The 16,319-nt window shown below is 64.2% G+C and carries 13 protein-coding genes; 8 read left to right on the forward strand and 5 right to left on the reverse strand.

From position 1 onward, the window contains the following. The first annotated feature begins 201 nt into the window (after positions 1 to 201). Entirely contained in the window at positions 202 to 699 is a 498-nt protein-coding gene (locus K8374_RS08140) for a universal stress protein (RefSeq protein WP_084854750.1), read from the forward strand. A gap of 126 nt (positions 700 to 825) precedes the next feature. Further along, positions 826 to 1,800 (forward strand): HTH-type transcriptional regulator CysB, encoded by a 975-nt coding sequence (gene cysB / locus K8374_RS08145; RefSeq protein ID WP_084854749.1) that lies wholly within the window; start codon positions 826 to 828, stop codon positions 1,798 to 1,800. Between the two features lie 106 nt (positions 1,801 to 1,906). Here the strand turns inward: cysB and K8374_RS08150 are convergent, their stop codons facing one another. From K8374_RS08150 to K8374_RS08170, 5 genes are all read right to left on the reverse strand, one after another. After that, entirely contained in the window at positions 1,907 to 2,641 is a 735-nt protein-coding gene (locus tag K8374_RS08150; RefSeq protein WP_224458596.1) for a phosphoadenylyl-sulfate reductase, read from the reverse strand. Between the two features lie 128 nt (positions 2,642 to 2,769). Next, positions 2,770 to 4,113 carry an aminodeoxychorismate synthase component I gene (gene pabB, locus K8374_RS08155; protein ID WP_224458597.1) on the reverse strand — a complete coding sequence of 448 codons (1,344 nt, stop codon included), beginning with the start codon at positions 4,111 to 4,113 and terminating at the stop codon, positions 2,770 to 2,772. Between the two features lie 198 nt (positions 4,114 to 4,311). Then, positions 4,312 to 5,292 (reverse strand): alpha-L-glutamate ligase-like protein, encoded by a 981-nt coding sequence (locus tag K8374_RS08160; RefSeq protein WP_224458598.1) that lies wholly within the window; start codon positions 5,290 to 5,292, stop codon positions 4,312 to 4,314. Continuing rightward, positions 5,292 to 6,824, reverse strand: coding sequence for an inactive transglutaminase family protein (locus K8374_RS08165; protein ID WP_084855441.1), 1,533 nt, complete (start codon positions 6,822 to 6,824; stop codon positions 5,292 to 5,294). The genes K8374_RS08160 and K8374_RS08165 overlap by 1 nt, the downstream gene beginning before the upstream one ends. A 5-nt stretch (positions 6,825 to 6,829) precedes the next feature. After that, a complete protein-coding gene (locus tag K8374_RS08170; RefSeq protein WP_084855440.1) occupies positions 6,830 to 7,366 on the reverse strand; it encodes an ATP-dependent zinc protease in 537 nt (178 codons plus the stop codon). A gap of 294 nt (positions 7,367 to 7,660) precedes the next feature. Between K8374_RS08170 and K8374_RS08175 the strand changes: the two genes are divergently transcribed. The 6 genes from K8374_RS08175 to prpD all read left to right on the forward strand — a co-directional run bounded on the left by K8374_RS08175 (position 7,661) and on the right by prpD (position 16,228). Then, positions 7,661 to 8,377 (forward strand): GntR family transcriptional regulator, encoded by a 717-nt coding sequence (locus K8374_RS08175; protein WP_224458599.1) that lies wholly within the window; start codon positions 7,661 to 7,663, stop codon positions 8,375 to 8,377. Next, positions 8,374 to 9,264 (forward strand): methylisocitrate lyase, encoded by an 891-nt coding sequence (gene prpB, locus K8374_RS08180; RefSeq protein WP_224458600.1) that lies wholly within the window; start codon positions 8,374 to 8,376, stop codon positions 9,262 to 9,264. The genes K8374_RS08175 and prpB overlap by 4 nt, the downstream gene beginning before the upstream one ends. Before the next feature lie 104 nt (positions 9,265 to 9,368). Further along, a complete protein-coding gene (gene prpC, locus K8374_RS08185; RefSeq protein WP_224458601.1) occupies positions 9,369 to 10,496 on the forward strand; it encodes a 2-methylcitrate synthase in 1,128 nt (375 codons plus the stop codon). A 163-nt stretch (positions 10,497 to 10,659) separates the two neighbouring features. Beyond that, complete coding sequence (acnD, locus tag K8374_RS08190; protein ID WP_224458602.1) at positions 10,660 to 13,248, forward strand: Fe/S-dependent 2-methylisocitrate dehydratase AcnD; 2,589 nt, start codon at positions 10,660 to 10,662, stop codon at positions 13,246 to 13,248. 134 nt (positions 13,249 to 13,382) lie between these two features. Then, on the forward strand, positions 13,383 to 14,573 hold the full coding sequence (gene prpF, locus K8374_RS08195) for a 2-methylaconitate cis-trans isomerase PrpF (protein WP_224458603.1): 1,191 nt from the start codon (positions 13,383 to 13,385) through the stop codon (positions 14,571 to 14,573). Between the two features lie 170 nt (positions 14,574 to 14,743). Then, positions 14,744 to 16,228: a 2-methylcitrate dehydratase gene (gene prpD / locus K8374_RS08200; RefSeq protein ID WP_224458604.1), complete on the forward strand. Its 1,485-nt coding sequence runs from the start codon at positions 14,744 to 14,746 to the stop codon at positions 16,226 to 16,228. Positions 16,229 to 16,319 lie beyond the last annotated feature (91 nt).

The following is a 16,319-nucleotide window of genomic DNA, read 5'->3' on the forward strand; positions in this document are numbered from 1 at the left end:
GACAATGGGCTGACCCCTGTCGTCACGGGGTTTTTACCGTCAAAGCGACTTTTCATCGCCAAGTGGCGCCCGACGGGCCTGCGCCACCCCCTTCCCATCCCCGGCCGCCCGTGGCGCCAGCGCGCCGGATGGCGCGGGCGGCGTTGTATGGCGCTGCTAAGCTGAACCTTGCTCTGCCGTTGCGGCAGTCGAGGAGGTCGAATGATCCATTCCATGCTGTATGCCACCGACCTCGGGGTATACGCGCCTTTTGTCATGCAACACGCCTTGGCCCTGGCGCGGACCTTCAATGCAGAGCTGTATGTGATCCATGCGGTCGAACCCATGGGGCAGTTCGCTGAGTCCCTGCTGCAGAGCTACCTCGACGAGCAGACCTTGGACGCCCTGCACAGCGAAGGCGTGAATACGGTCCTGGCCAACATCGAACAGCGGGTGCTGGAGAATTTTCGCGACGAGTTGGGCGAGGAGGCGGACCTGGCCTTGATCCGTGCAGTCAGGGTGCGCCAGGGCGACCCGGCCCAGGTGATCATCGAGCAGACCCGGCGGCTGAATGTCGATCTGCTGATCTTCGGCAGCCACAGCCAGGGGGCGGGGGTGGATGTACCGATTGGTCGAACGGCGGCGCGGTTGCTGCAACTGTCGCCTGTGCCCGTCTACATGGTGCCGCTGGCCCAGCATTTAGGGCGTAGGAAAGGGTGAGGACGGGGTGGGTCGAATCCGTGGCATGTAACAAAATAGTTCTAGATTTATTTCGAGAACCACTAATATAGTTATATCTCGTCGCTGCCAGCTGCCGGTGACCTACCGCTGATCCGAGGGAAACCTATGAAGCTTCAACAACTGCGCTACATCTGGGAAGTGGCGCACCATGACCTCAACGTCTCCGCGACAGCGCAGAGCCTCTATACCTCCCAGCCCGGGATCAGCAAACAGATCCGCCTGCTCGAGGACGAGCTCGGCGTCGAAGTCTTCGCCCGCAGCGGCAAGCACCTGACCCGCGTCACGCCAGCGGGGGAACGCATCATCAACACCGCAGGCGAGATCCTGCGCAAGGTCGAGAGCATCAAGCAGATTGCCCAGGAATTCTCCAACGAGAAGAAGGGCACCCTGTCCATCGCCACCACCCACACCCAGGCGCGCTATGCGTTGCCGCCGGTGATCAGCAACTTCATCAAGCAATACCCGGAAGTGGCCCTGCACATGCACCAGGGCTCGCCGATGCAGATCGCCGAGATGGCCGCCGACGGTACCGTCGACTTCGCCATCGCCACCGAGGCGTTGGAGTTGTTCGGCGACCTGATCATGATGCCTTGCTATAAATGGAACCGTTGCGTGGTCGTGCCCCAGGGCCACCCCCTGACCAAGCTGCCGAAGCTGACCCTCGAGGCGGTCGCCGAATACCCGATCGTCACTTACGTATTCGGTTTCACCGGCCGCTCGAAGCTTGACGAAGCCTTCAACCATCGCGGCCTGACGCCCAAGGTGGTGTTCACCGCAGCCGATGCCGACGTCATCAAGACCTATGTGCGCCTGGGCCTGGGTGTGGGCATCGTGGCCAAGATGGCCGTGGACACCAAGCTCGACAGCGACTTGGTGGCCTTGGATGCCAGCGAGCTGTTCGAGGCCAGCATCACCAAGATCGGTTTCCGTCGTGGCACCTTCCTACGCGGCTTCATGTGCGACTTCATCGAGAAGTTCGCTCCGCACCTGACCCGCGAGGTGATGGCCAAGGCGATCCAGTGTCATAACAAGCAGGAGCTTGAAGACCTGTTCGAAGGTGTCGAGCTGCCGGTGCACTGATCTGGCATTCCGGGGCTGCTTTGCAGCCCTTTCGCGGCACAAGGCCGCTCCTACACCTGTGGGAGCGGCCTTGTGCCGTGATGGGGCGCGAAGCGACCCCGCTGACTTATGCCTTGGTTATCAGGTTGCCGGCGTGCAATCCGCATTCCTTCTGGGTGGACTCTTCCCACCACCAACGCCCTTCGCGCTCGTGCTGGTTCGGCAGCACAGGTCGGGTGCAGGGCTCGCAGCCGATGCTGATGAAGCCGCGCTCATGCAGGCTGTTGTAGGGCAGCTCGAGCATGCGGATATAACCCCAGACTTCCTCGCTGGTCATCTGCGCCAGCGGGTTGAACTTGTACAGGGTGCGCTCGGGCGTGGAGAACGCCGAGTCCACTTCCAGCACGGCCACCTGGCTGCGGGTGCCTGGGCTCTGGTCGCGGCGCTGGCCGGTGGCCCAAGCGCTCACGGTGGCCAGCTTGCGACGCAGCGGCTCGATCTTGCGGATACCGCAGCACTCACCGTGGCCGTCCTTGTAGAAGCTGAACAGGCCCTTTTCCTTGACGAAGGGGTCGAGCTTGTCGCGGTCGGGGCTGAGGATCTCGATCGGCAGGTTGTACTGCTCGCGCACCTGGTCGATGAAGCGGTAGGTCTCCGGGTGCAGTCGGCCGGTATCGAGGCTGAATACCTTGACCTGCTTGTTCAGCTTCCAGGCCATGTCGACCAGCACCACGTCCTCGGCGCCGCTGAACGAGATCCACAGGTCGTCACCGAAGTGTTCGAAGGCGAGCTTGAGGATGTCCTGGGGGGACTTGCTGGCATAGGTCGCGGCCAGGGCGGCGACGTCGAAGGGTTGGCTCATCAGGCGGTTTCCATCGGGTGAGTGGCGCTGTGCGCTCGTAATGGGCTGATGGTAACAAAAAATGGCTTCGGCAGTGTCTGTCCAGGCGCTATCGCCGGCAAGCCGGCGATTGGGCCGGAGGCGTCGAATCACAGACGCTGCAAGGTTTCCATCAACACCCGCACCTTGGCGATGGATTCCTCGTACTCGGCTTCCCAGTCGGAATCGGCCACCACCGCGCCGCCGCCCCAGCAGCTGACCTGCCCACCCTTGACCAGCAGGCTGCGGATGGCGATGGAGCTGTCCATTTCGCCGCGCACGTCCACATACAGCAGCGAACCGCAATACAGCGCGCGGCGCGTGGGCTCCAGCTCGTCGATGATCTGCATGGCGCGGATCTTCGGTGCCCCGGTGATCGAGCCGCCGGGGAAGCTGTCGCCGATCAGGTCCAGAGCGTCCTTGCCAGCGGCCAGGCGGCCGGTGATGCTGCTGACCAGATGGTGGACATTGGGGTAGCTCTCCAGGCTGAACAGCTCGGGCACCTTCACCGAGCCGATCTCGCAGGTGCGCCCCAGGTCGTTGCGCAGCAGGTCGACGATCATCAGGTTTTCCGAACGGTCCTTCGGGCTTGCCTGCAGCTCGGCGGCGTTGCGTGCGTCTTCCTGTGGGTCGCTGGCGCGGGGGCGGGTGCCCTTGATCGGCCGGGTTTCTACCTGGCCCTGGCTGACCTGGATGAAGCGTTCCGGCGAAAAACTCAGCAGTGCGCTGCCGTCGGCCAGCTGCTGGTAGCCGGAGAACGGCGTGGGGCAGACCTTGCGCAAGGCCTGGTAGGCCCGCCACGGGTCGCCCTGGCAGGGGGCGCGAAAGCGCTGGGTCAGGTTGATCTGGTAGCAATCGCCGGCCTGGATGTACTGCTGGACCCTGTCGAACGCGCTGCGGTACTGCGCTGGCTGCAGATCGCCGCGCATGGGCGCCAGCAAACGGAAGTCGCCGCCTTCCACGGCGTTGGGGGCCTCGAACAGCTGGACCAGGCGTTGGCGCTCGCTGTTGGCAAGGCTTGGGTGGAACACCAGTTGCGTGGTGGCGAGCGTGTGATCGCTGATCAGCGCCCAGGCGTACAGGCCCAGCTGGGCGTCGGGCAGGCCGAGGTCGTCGCTGGCCAGGCTCGGCAGTTGCTCCAGGCGCCGACCGAAATCGTAGCTCAGGTAGCCGATCAGGCCGCCCGCGAAGGGCAGCTCGATGCCGCCTGGCAGCTGCGCATGGCCCAGCTGGGCCAGGGCTTCTCGCAGGCGTTGCAGGTAGGCCCGGCCGTCTTCCCTGGGCTGGGCTTGCAGGTGCTGCAATGGCCAGGCACTGAGCAGGTCGAAGCGGCCGCGCTCGGCGCCGGGGCGGGCGCTGTCGAGCAGGATCGCGCCGGGCGCCTGGCGCAGGCGGGCGAAGTAATGGGCGGGGTCGGGCTGGTAGGGCAGGGGGTGGAGCGTACAGGTTGGCATCAGAGTGGGCGGCGATGACAAAGCGAGGAGGGGATTGTATTCGCCTGGAAGGAAGCGGGCCAGCGCTGGCTGCGGCCTTTGTGGCAGAGAGAGCCAGTACAATCGCGGGACAAGCCCGCTCCCACAGGATCAGCGCAGCTTTCAAGCGCGGCGCGGTACCTGTGGGAGCGGGCTTGTCCCGCGATTGGGCCCTGGGGGTCAGTGCGAGTGAACGTGCCCGAACATCCCTTGCGATACCCGCACGCGCTGCTCGGCGTCTTCCTTCACGCCATCCTTGGCCAGCGCTTCCAGGTGTGCCTCGATGGCATGGGTGCGCTGGGTCAGGCCGCAGTCGTTGGCGATCTGGATGTTCAGGCCGGGGCGGGCGTTGAGCTCGAGGATCAACGGGCCCTTGTCCTGGTCCAGGACCATGTCCACGCCGATATAGCCCAGCCCACACAACTCATAGCAGCTGGCAGCCAGCTTCATGAAGCCGTCCCAGTTCGGCAACTGCACGCCATCCACTGCATTGGTGGTGTCCGGGTGCTTGCTGATAATCTTGTTCAGCCAGGTGCCGCGCAGGGTCACGCCGGTGGCCAGGTCCACACCCACGCCGATGGCGCCCTGGTGCAGGTTGGCCTTGCCGCCGGACTGGCGCGTCGGCAGGCGCAGCATGGCCATCACCGGGTAGCCCATCAGCACGATGATGCGGATGTCCGGCACGCCTTCATAGCTGATGCTCTTGAAGATCTGGTCCGGGGTCACCCGGTACTCGATGAGTGCGCGGTCGCGGTGCCCGCCCAACGAGTACAGGCCGGTCAGGATGCTGGAGATCTGGTGCTCGATCTCCTCGTGGCTGATGATCTTGCCCGAGACCGTGCGGTAACGGTCCTCGAAGCGGTCGGCGATGACCATGATGCCGTCACCGCCAGCCCCCTGGGCCGGCTTGATGACGAAATCGTTACGCCCGCCGATGATCTGCTCGAGCTTGTCGATTTCCTTCTCGGTCTCGATGATGCCGTACATCTCCGGCACATGGATACCGGCCTTGAGCGCACGCTCCTTGGTGATGATCTTGTCGTCGACGATCGGGTACAGGTGGCGCTTGTTGTACTTCAGGACGTAGTCCGCATTGCGCCGATTGATACCCATGATGCCCCGGGCCTCCAGGGCTTTCCAGGTCTTGATCAGTCCGAACATCAAGCGTCAGCCTTCACGAAAGCCTTGAAGCGAACGAGCTCGGTCAGGCGGTAGCCGCGGTAGCGGCCCATCGCCAGCATGAAGCCCACCAGGATCAGCAGTACGGCAGGGAAGGTGAAGACGAAGTACACCAGTTCAGGCACGCTCATCAGCAAGTGTGCGATGGACGCGGCGAACAGCGTGCCGATGGCCACCTTCATGGCATGGCCGCCGCCACGCTCTTCCCAGGTGATCGACAGGCGCTCGATGGTCATGGTCAGGATCACCATGGGGAACAGGGCCACCGACAGGCCGCGCTCCAGGCCCAGCTTGTGGCTGAACAGGCTGATGGCAGCGATCAGTACCACCACGAAGGTCAGCACCACCGACAAGCGCGGCAGCATCTGCAGCTTCAGGTGTTCAAGGTAGGAGCGCAGCGACAGGCCCAGGGCCGTGATCACCGTGAACAGCACGATGCCGAAGCCCAGCTGGGTTTCACGGAAGGCCAGGGCGACCAGTACCGGGGTGAAGGTACCGAGGGTCTGCAGGCCGATCAGGTTGCGCAGCACCAGGATGACCAGTACGCCGATCGGGATCATCACCATGATCATGAAGGTCTGCTGGGTCTGCAGGGGCAGGCCGTACAGCGAATATTCGAGGAAGTCGGCGTCGGTGTTCTCGTCGGTCAGCTTGGCCAGGCGGATGGCGTTCATCTCGCTGTTGTTCATGCTGAAGGTGACATTGGCTTTCTTGCCGCCATCGACGGTGATCAGGTTGTCATCGCCGGTCCACCACAGCAGGCGGTCGCTGGGCAGGCCCTGTTCGCCGGTGTCCGGGTTGAAGTACAGCCAGTCGTTGCCGTTGAAGCTGCGCAGCCACAGTTCAGGCGTTTGCGGGGTGTCGGCGACCAGGCGGATGGTGTGGACCTTTTCCATCGGCACGTGGGCGATCGACAGCAGCAGGTCGATGACCTGGGCCTTCTTCATGGACGAGGTGTCGCCGGCCAGCAGCAGCTTGACGTTGTCGTCGTTGAGGTTGTTGACCCGCTTGATGGTCTCGCTGACGAAGGTTTCGACGTCTGCCGAGTGTTGGCGGATCGGTGCCATCAGGGCTTCGGCGGCGATCTTCTCGGGGCCTTCCAGGGCCAGGCTGTCGCGGAAGGTCGGCCCTTTGACCGTGGCCTTCTCGCTGCTGTAGCGCTTGGTCAGCACCAGGCGGTAGTAGAGCGTCTGGTTACCACTGGCGCGGCGTGCCGACCAGGTCACCTTGCGGTTGCCGTCGGCCCGGTTGACGCTCACCCCGTAGTTGTTGGAGATGAAGCTCTCGTTGAGGCTCACGTAGTCACGGTTCAGCGGCGGCACGAACATCTGCACCTTGACCGGGTCCTTCGGGTTGGCGACGAATTCGACCTTGGCGTCGATGTTCCACAGGTCGTCGGTCGCGTCTTCGGTCACCGGGATGCCGAGGATGAAGATCTGGTAGGCCGTGACCAGCACGCCCAGGAGCACCAGTACGGTGATCAGGACTTTCAGGTGAAGGGTAAGAGAGCGCATCGGGTTTACTCTGCGGTGGGAGCTTTGGTGGCGCAGGCGGGTTTGCCGGCCGCGTATTTAAGGCTTGGATCGACCAGGGCGTCAAAATGCTTGAGCGCCTCGGAGCCGATCAACAGCGGGAACTGGAAGGCGCTGCGGTCGGTGAGGTTGACCTCGATGGTGCGCAGTGCCTGGCCCATGCAGATATCCAGTTCGATGACCGGGCGGGCCGTGTAGGCCTTGCCCTCGTCAGGATTGTAGTCACCGGCGCGCCGCTTGATCTTGCTGACGCGGGCCAATGGCCGTTCGATCGGGTGCGAATGGGCGGCGTCGATGGCCAGGTAAAAACGTACCCAACTTTCGCCGTTGCGCTTGAAGCGCTTGATGTCGCGTGCGCTCAGCGACGCGGTCTTGGCACCGGTGTCGAGCTTGGCCGCCACTTCCAGGTCGAGGTCGGAAAGGCGGGCGTATTCGTTCAGACCGTAGACGGTCTTTTCCGCCGCCTGGCCAAGGGCCGGCAGCAGGGCGAGGCAGAACAGCAATGAAGCGGGTGTAAGTCTCATAAATCCTGGCGCGGTGCTGTGCGGGTTCGGGGCAAGGCGACTGGCAAGTACTGCGCAAGCATCCTCGTTCATCTGTCAACACCTCAGGGGGTGGCAGACACACTATCCATACTCCCTTGGGAAGCGCGGCATTCTATCACGCCAACGTTTCGACGCCAGCGCGCCGCGATCTGACAGCGAGCGGGCTGTTTAAGTTCGTTCTTAGACAATTGTCGACAATGTTGATTTTGTCTTTGACTAAGCTCCTGCATTTGGCTAGCTTTTGCGCTATCGAAACACAAGGTGTCGACAATCATGCGGGATGCCACCCAGGCTGTGCTGCCCACGACGGATGATTCCGAAACGCTATCGGAGAACGTCTTCCGGCGTATCCAGGCCGCCATCGTAAAGGGCGAGATCGCCCCGGGCAGCAAGATCTCCGAACCGGAGCTGGCCCGTACCTACGGTATCAGCCGTGGCCCATTGCGCGAGGCCATCCATCGCCTGGAGGGCCAGCGCCTGCTGGTGCGGGTACCCCACGTTGGCGCCCGAGTGGTGTCGCTCAACCATGCCGAGCTGATCGAGCTGTACGAAATCCGCGAATCCCTGGAAGGCATGGCCTGCCGCCTGGCCGCCGAGCGCATGAGCCTGGCCGATATCGACGAGCTGCGCCGGGTGCTCGACACCCACGAGCGCGATGCCGCCTTCCAGGCCGGTGTTGGCTACTACCAGCAAGAAGGCGATTTCGACTTCCACTACCGGATCATCCAGGGCAGCGGCAACCAGACCCTGGTCAAGATGCTCTGCGGCGAGCTGTACCAACTGGTGCGCATGTACCGCATCCAGTTCTCCGCCACGCCCAACCGCCCGCACCAGGCCTTCGCCGAGCATCACCGCATTCTCGACGCCATCGCCGACCGTGACGGCGAGCTGGCCGAACTCCTGATGCGTCGCCACATCGGCGCGTCCAAACGCAACATCGAGCGCCACTACCAAGGCGTCGACAACAATAGCCCACGAGGTGAGTCATGACTGTGAAGAGCACGCCCGGCCAGCGTTTCCGTGACGCGGTTGCCGCCGAACATCCGTTGCAAGTGGTAGGGGCCATCAATGCCAACCACGCCCTGCTGGCCAAGCGCGCTGGTTTCAAGGCCATCTACCTCTCCGGTGGCGGTGTCGCGGCCGGCTCCCTGGGCCTGCCAGACCTGGGCATCAGCGGCCTGGATGACGTGCTGACCGACGTGCGCCGCATCACTGATGTGTGCGACCTGCCGCTGCTGGTGGACGTGGACACCGGCTTCGGTGCCTCGGCCTTCAACGTGGCGCGTACCGTGCGCTCGATGATCAAGTTCGGCGCCGCCGCCATTCATATCGAGGACCAGGTTGGTGCCAAGCGCTGCGGCCACCGCCCGAACAAGGAAATCGTCTCCCAGCAGGAAATGGTCGACCGCATCAAGGCTGCGGTGGATGCCCGTACCGACGACAGCTTCGTGATCATGGCGCGCACCGACGCCCTGGCCGTCGAAGGCCTGAACGCCGCCCTGGACCGTGCCGCCGCATGTATCGAGGCGGGCGCCGATATGATCTTCCCGGAAGCGATCACCGAGCTTTCGATGTACAAGACCTTCGCCGATCGGGTAAAGGCACCGATCCTGGCCAACATCACCGAGTTCGGCGCGACCCCGCTGTACACCACCGAAGAGCTGGCCTCGGTCGACGTCTCGCTGGTGCTGTACCCGCTGTCGGCCTTCCGCGCCATGAACAAGGCTGCCGAGAACGTCTACACCGCGTTGCGCCGCGACGGTACCCAGAAGAACGTGATCGATACCATGCAGACCCGCATGGAGCTCTACGATGCCATCGGCTACCACGCCTTCGAGCAGAGCCTCGATGCGTTGTTCGCCCAGAAGAAAGGTTGAGCCTGTGATGGCCTCATCGCCGGCAAGCCGGCGATAGGGCTGGACCGTCCACCTGGGTTTAGCCAGCAAGATTCGATAACAAATTCAAGAAAGGAGAACACACCATGGCCGAAGCAAAAGTACTCAGTGGCGCGGGCCTGCGTGGCCAGGTGGCCGGGCAGACCGCGCTGTCGACCGTGGGCCAGGCCGGTGCCGGCCTGACCTACCGTGGCTACGACGTCCGCGACCTGGCGGCCGGTGCCGAATTCGAGGAAGTGGCCTACCTGCTGCTGTACGGCGAGCTGCCGAGCCAGGCCGAGCTGGACGACTACAAGCGCAAGCTCAAGGGCCTACGCGACCTGCCCCAGGCGCTCAAGGAAGTGCTCGAGCGCATCCCGCGCGACGCCCACCCGATGGATGTGATGCGCACCGGTTGTTCGGTGCTCGGCACCCTGGAGCCGGAACTGACCTTCGAGCAGCAGCGCGAGAAGACCGACCGCCTGCTGGCCGTGTTCCCGGCGATCATGTGCTACTGGTACCGCTTCACCCACCACGGTGTGCGCATCGACTGCACCAGCAACGAAGACACCCTCGGCGGCCACTTCCTGCACCTGTTGCACGGCAAGAAACCGAGCGAGCTGCACGTCAAGGTGATGAACGTCTCGCTGATCCTCTACGCCGAGCACGAATTCAACGCCTCGACCTTCACCGCCCGCGTCTGTGCCTCGACCCTGTCGGACCTGTACTCGTGCATCACCGCCGCCATCGGTTCGCTGCGCGGCCCGCTGCACGGCGGCGCCAACGAGGCCGCCATGGAGTTGATCGAGCGCTTCCAGAGCCCGCAGGAGGCCGTGGCCGAGCTGCTGCGCATGCTCGAGCGCAAGGACAAGATCATGGGCTTCGGCCATGCGATCTACAAGGAGTCCGATCCGCGCAACGAGGTGATCAAGGGCTGGTCCAAGCAGTTGGCCGACCAGGTGGGCGACAAGGTCTTGTACCCGGTCTCCGAGGCCATCGACAAGACCATGTGGGAGCAGAAGCGCCTGTTCCCCAACGCCGACTTCTACCATGCCTCGGCGTACCACTTCATGGGCATCCCGACCAAGCTGTTCACCCCGATCTTCGTCTGCTCGCGCCTGACCGGCTGGGCCGCGCATGTCTTCGAGCAGCGTGCCAACAACCGCATCATCCGCCCGAGCGCCGAATATGTCGGCGTCGAGCAGCGCAAGTTCGTGCCGATCGAGCAGCGCTGAGCTGAAACCGCAGGGGCTGCCTTGCAGCCCTTTCGCGGCACAAGGCCGCTCCTACAAGGACGGCGCAATACCTGTAGGAGCGGCCTTGTGCCGCGAAAGGGGCGCGTAGCGCCCTCGTGGCCAGACCTGCATTCCGAACACCGTGACCGAGCCGGATAACGATATGAACACCGCATTCCGCAAGCCCCTGCCAGGCACCGACCTGGACTACTTCGATGCCCGTGCGGCGGTCGAGGCGATCAAGCCCGGCGCGTACGACGGGTTGCCCTATACGTCCCGCGTGCTGGCCGAGAACCTGGTGCGCCGTTGCGACCCCGCCACCCTCGATGCGTCCCTCGGGCAACTGATCGAGCGCAAGCGCGACCTCGACTTCCCCTGGTTCCCGGCGCGCGTGGTGTGCCATGACATCCTCGGCCAGACCGCCCTGGTGGACCTGGCCGGCCTGCGCGATGCCATCGCCGACAAGGGCGGCGACCCGGCCCAGGTCAACCCGGTGGTGCCGGTCCAGTTGATCGTCGACCACTCCCTGGCCGTGGAGTGCGGCGGCTTCGACCCACAGGCCTTCGAGAAGAACCGCGCCATCGAAGACCGTCGCAACGAAGACCGCTTCCACTTCATCAACTGGACCAAGAAGGCGTTCAAGAACGTCGATGTGATCCAGCCGGGCAACGGCATCATGCACCAGATCAACCTGGAGAAGATGTCGCCGGTGGTCCACAGCGACCGTGGCGTGGCCTACCCGGACACCTGCGTCGGCACCGACAGCCACACCCCGCACGTCGATGCGCTGGGTGTGATCGCCATCGGCGTCGGCGGGCTGGAGGCCGAGAACGTCATGCTCGGCCGCGCCTCGTGGATGCGCCTGCCGGAAATCGTCGGCGTCGAGCTGACCGGCAAGCTGCAGCCGAACATCACGGCCACCGACCTGGTCTTGGCCCTGACCGAATTCCTGCGCAAGCAGAAGGTGGTCGGCGCGTACCTCGAGTTCTACGGTGAAGGCGCTCGCGCCTTGACCCTGGGCGACCGCGCCACCATCTCCAACATGGCCCCCGAATACGGCGCCACTGCGGCGATGTTCGCCATCGACCAGCAGACCATCGACTACCTCAAGCTGACCGGCCGCGAAGAGCAGCAGGTCAAGCTGGTGGAAACCTATGCCAAAGCCACGGGCCTGTGGGCCGACAGCCTGGGCCAGGTCGAGTACGAGCGCGTGCTGCGCTTCGAGCTCTCCAGCGTGGTGCGCAACATGGCCGGCCCGTCCAACCCGCACGCCCGTGTCGCCACCAGCGACCTGGCCGCCAAGGGCATTGCCGGTGCCTGGGAAGAAGTGCCTGGCCAGATGCCGGACGGCGCGGTGATCATCGCCGCCATTACCAGCTGCACCAACACCAGCAACCCACGCAACGTGATCGCGGCAGGCCTGCTGGCGCGCAACGCCAACAAGCTGGGCCTGGCGCGCAAGCCTTGGGTGAAATCCTCCCTGGCGCCTGGTTCCAAGGCCGTGCAGCTGTACCTGGAAGAGGCGGGGCTGGAAAAGGAGCTGGAGCGACTGGGCTTTGGCATCGTCGCCTTCGCCTGCACCACCTGCAACGGTATGTCCGGCGCGCTCGACCCGAAGATCCAGCAGGAAATCATCGACCGCGACCTGTATGCCACCGCCGTGCTGTCGGGCAACCGCAACTTCGACGGGCGCATCCACCCGTACGCCAAGCAGGCCTTCCTCGCGTCGCCACCTCTGGTGGTGGCCTATGCCATCGCCGGCACCATCCGCTTCGACATCGAGAAGGATGTGCTGGGCGTGGTGGATGGCAAGGAAATCCGCCTCAAGGACATCTGGCCGAGCGATGAAGAGATCGATGCGGTGGTGCGTGCGGCGGTCAAGCCCGAGCAGTTCCGCAAGGTCTACATCCCGATGTTCGCTATCGAGGAGGACAAGGGGCCGAAGGTGGCGCCGCTGTACGAATGGCGCCCGATGAGCACCTACATCCGCCGTCCGCCCTACTGGGAAGGAGCCCTGGCCGGCGAGCGTACCCTGCGCGGCATGCGCCCGTTGGCGGTGCTGCCGGACAATATCACCACCGACCACCTGTCACCTTCGAACGCGATCATGGCCAACAGCGCCGCAGGCGAGTACCTGGCGAAGATGGGCCTGCCGGAGGAGGACTTCAACTCCTACGCGACCCACCGTGGCGACCACCTGACCGCCCAACGCGCGACCTTCGCCAACCCCAAGCTGTTCAACGAGATGGTGCGCAACGAAGACGGCAGCGTGAAGCAAGGTTCGCTGGCGCGCATCGAGCCGGAAGGCAAGGTGACGCGCATGTGGGAGGCGATCGAGACCTACATGCAGCGCAAGCAGCCGCTGATCATCGTCGCTGGTGCCGACTACGGCCAGGGCTCGTCCCGTGACTGGGCAGCCAAGGGCGTGCGCCTGGCGGGTGTCGAAGCGATCGTCGCCGAAGGCTTCGAGCGCATCCACCGCACCAACCTGGTGGGCATGGGCGTGCTGCCGTTGGAGTTCCAGCCGGGCACCAACCGCAAGACCTTGGAGCTGGACGGCAGCGAAACCTACGACGTGCTGGGTGCGCGCACGCCGCGGGCGACCCTGACGCTGGTCATCACCCGGCGCAACGGCGAGCGGGTCGAGGTGCCGGTGACCTGCCGCCTGGATACCGCCGAAGAAGTGTCGATCTACGAGGCGGGCGGGGTGTTGCAGCGCTTTGCCCAGGATTTCCTCGAAGGCACTGCCTAATCAAGAGCAGCGCGATCCTCTGTGGGAGCGGGTTTACCCGCGAATGCGTCAGCAGATACAACATTGTTTTCTGATCGGACGCTTTCGCGGGTGAACCCGCTCCCACAGGGGGCTGCGCAAGACAGGAATTGAACATGGCACATGTACCGCAAGTAAAGATTCCCGCCACCTACATCCGTGGCGGCACCAGCAAAGGCGTATTCTTCCGCCTGCAGGACCTGCCCGAACGTGCCCAGCAACCCGGGCCTGCCCGTGACGCCCTGTTGCTGCGGGTAATCGGCAGCCCCGACCCCTACGCCAAGCAGATCGACGGCATGGGCGGTGCCACCTCCAGCACCAGCAAGACCGTGATCCTCTCGCGCAGCACCCGTCCGGAGCATGACGTCGACTACCTGTTCGGCCAGGTCGCCATCGACAAGGCCTTCGTCGACTGGAGCGGAAACTGCGGCAACCTGTCAGCCGCCGTTGGTTCCTTCGCCATCAGCGCCGGCTTGGTGGATGCGGCGCGCATCCCGCACAACGGCATCGCCACGGTGCGCATCTGGCAGGCCAACATCGGCAAGACCATCATCGCCCATGTGCCGATCACCGAAGGCGAAGTGCAGGAGACCGGTGACTTCGAGCTGGACGGTGTGACCTTCCCGGCCGCCGAAGTGCAATTGGAGTTCCTCGACCCGGCCGCCGACGAAGACGGCGACGGTGGCGCCATGTTCCCCACCGGCAACCTGGTGGACGACCTTCAGGTGCCGGGCGTCGGGACGTTCAAGGCAACGCTGATCAACGCCGGTATCCCGACCATTTTCGTCAATGCGGCCGACATCGGCTATACCGGTACCGAGTTGCAGGACGCGATCAACGGCGACCCTGCCGCGCTTGCCCGTTTCGAGAGCATTCGCGCCCATGGCGCCGTGCGCATGGGCTTGATCGAACACATCGACCAGGCTGCCGGGCGTCAGCACACGCCCAAGGTGGCCTTCGTCGCGCCGCCGACCGCCTACACTGCTTCCAGCGGCAAGCAGGTCGAAGCCGCTGACATCGACCTGCTGGTGCGGGCGCTGTCGATGGGCAAGCTGCACCACGCGATGATGGGCACCGCGGCGGTGGCCATCGGTACGGCGGCAGCGATCCCCGGCACGCTGGTCAACCTCGCTGCCGGCGGGGGCGAGCGCAGCGCCGTGCGCTTCGGCCACCCATCCGGCACCTTGCGCGTCGGCGCCGAGGCGCGCAAGGTGGACGGTGAATGGACCGTGACTAAAGCGATCATGAGCCGCAGCGCTCGCGTGTTGATGGAGGGTTGGGTACGCGTACCTGGCGATAGTTTCTAACACGCACCTGGTGCTCGGCTTTTATTGAGAGGGGCCGCTTTGTGGCCCATCGCGGGGCAAGCCCGCTCCCACAGGTACGCTGCAGCCGTGAGAGTAGCGGTGTACTTGTGGGAGCGGGCTTGTCCCGCGATGGGCTGCAAGGCAGCCCCTCACTCCCAGGGAGCCAGACAATGAGCGCCAACGTAGACCTCAATGACCGCCCGGATTACGACCGGGTGCTGCAGACCATCGCCGACTATGTGCTCGACTACCGCGTCGAGTCGGTCGAGGCCCTGGACACCGCGCGCAACTGCCTGATGGACACATTGGGCTGTGGCTTACTGGCGCTGCGCTTCCCTGAATGCACCAAGCACCTCGGCCCGCTGGTCGAAGGTACCGTAGTCCCACACGGTGCGCGGGTACCTGGCACTTCCTACCGCCTGGATCCGGTCAAGGCGGCCTGGGACATCGGCTGCACCGTGCGTTGGCTGGACTACAACGACACGTGGCTCGCTGCCGAATGGGCGCACCCTTCGGATAACCTCGGCGGCATCCTCGCGGTCGCCGATCACCTTTCCCAGAAGCGCGTGGCCGACGGCGAGCCGCCCCTGACCATGCGTACCGTGCTCGAGGCTATGGTCATGGCCCACGAGATCCAGGGTGTGCTGGCGCTGGAGAACGCCTTCAACCGAGTCGGCCTCGACCATGTGGTGCTGGTCAAGGTCGCTTCCACCGCAGTGTGCGCACGGCTCATGGGGGCCAATCGCGAACAGATGCTCTCGGCCTTGTCCCATGCCTTCGTCGATGGCCAGGCGCTGCGCACCTACCGTCATGCGCCCAATGCCGGCTCGCGCAAGTCTTGGGCAGCCGGTGATGCTTCCAGCCGCGGCGTGCGCCTGGCCGATATTGCCATGCGTGGCGAGATGGGCGTGCCTGGCGTGCTGACGGCGCCGCAATGGGGCTTCTACGATGTGTCCTTCAGCCACACCAATAAAGACCTGGCGCTCAAGCCCGCCGAGCAGCGGATATTGCACCTGCCACAGCCGTTCGGCAGCTATGTGATGGAGAACGTGCTGTTCAAGATCAGCTTCCCGGCGGAATTCCACGCCCAGACGGCCTGCGAGGCCGCGGTGGCCTTGCACCCCCAGGTGCGCAATCGCCTGCATGAAGTCGACCGCATCGTCATCAATACCAACGAATCGGCGATACGCATCATTTCCAAGGTCGGCCCGTTGGCCAACGCGGCCGACCGCGATCATTGCCTGCAGTACATGGTTGCCGTGCCGCTGATCTTCGGTGACCTGGTGGCCGAGTACTACGAAGATGCCTTCCACGCGGTGCACCCGAGCATCGACCGGTTGCGCGAGAAGATGGAAGTCGTCGAGGAGCCGCGGTTCAGCCGCGAGTACCTGGAGGCGGACAAGCGTTCCATTGCCAATGGCCTGCAGGTGTTCTTCAAGGACGGCACCCATACCGAGCAGGTGGTGGTGGAGTACCCGATCGGGCATCGGCGTCGGCGCGGGGAGGGGATACCGTTGCTGGAGGCCAAGTTCCGGGAAAACCTGGCGACGCGGTTTGCCCGTCAGCGTTGCGATGAAATCTTTGCCTTGTGCAAGGATCAGGCGCGGTTGGAAGGGACGGCGGTGCAGCGGTTCGTCGATCTATTCGTCATTTGAGGGCGGCCATGCTGGCCCAATCGCGGGACAAGCCCCCACAGGTGCGGCGTCGCTCCCAGGTAGGTACTGACCTGTGCGGGTTTGTCCCGCG

The sequence above is a fragment of the Pseudomonas sp. p1(2021b) genome (assembly GCF_020151015.1).
GTDB classification, from domain to species: Bacteria; Pseudomonadota; Gammaproteobacteria; order Pseudomonadales; family Pseudomonadaceae; genus Aquipseudomonas; species Aquipseudomonas putida_K.

Excerpts from the sequence above, each read along its gene's own strand:
- K8374_RS08160 (WP_224458598.1), bottom strand. The coding sequence starts at position 5,292 with ATGTTCGGACTGATCAAGACCTGGAAAGCCCTGGAGGCCCGGGGCATC.
- K8374_RS08150 (WP_224458596.1), bottom strand. The coding sequence starts at position 2,641 with ATGAGCCAACCCTTCGACGTCGCCGCCCTGGCCGCGACCTATGCCAGC.
- pabB (WP_224458597.1), bottom strand. The coding sequence starts at position 4,113 with ATGCCAACCTGTACGCTCCACCCCCTGCCCTACCAGCCCGACCCCGCC.
- acnD (WP_224458602.1), top strand. The coding sequence starts at position 10,660 with ATGAACACCGCATTCCGCAAGCCCCTGCCAGGCACCGACCTGGACTAC.
- K8374_RS08175 (WP_224458599.1), top strand. The coding sequence starts at position 7,661 with ATGCGGGATGCCACCCAGGCTGTGCTGCCCACGACGGATGATTCCGAA.
- K8374_RS08140 (WP_084854750.1), top strand. The coding sequence starts at position 202 with ATGATCCATTCCATGCTGTATGCCACCGACCTCGGGGTATACGCGCCT.
- prpB (WP_224458600.1), top strand. The coding sequence starts at position 8,374 with ATGACTGTGAAGAGCACGCCCGGCCAGCGTTTCCGTGACGCGGTTGCC.
- K8374_RS08170 (WP_084855440.1), bottom strand. The coding sequence starts at position 7,366 with ATGAGACTTACACCCGCTTCATTGCTGTTCTGCCTCGCCCTGCTGCCG.
- prpD (WP_224458604.1), top strand. The coding sequence starts at position 14,744 with ATGAGCGCCAACGTAGACCTCAATGACCGCCCGGATTACGACCGGGTG.
- K8374_RS08165 (WP_084855441.1), bottom strand. The coding sequence starts at position 6,824 with ATGCGCTCTCTTACCCTTCACCTGAAAGTCCTGATCACCGTACTGGTG.
- cysB (WP_084854749.1), top strand. The coding sequence starts at position 826 with ATGAAGCTTCAACAACTGCGCTACATCTGGGAAGTGGCGCACCATGAC.
- prpC (WP_224458601.1), top strand. The coding sequence starts at position 9,369 with ATGGCCGAAGCAAAAGTACTCAGTGGCGCGGGCCTGCGTGGCCAGGTG.
- prpF (WP_224458603.1), top strand. The coding sequence starts at position 13,383 with ATGGCACATGTACCGCAAGTAAAGATTCCCGCCACCTACATCCGTGGC.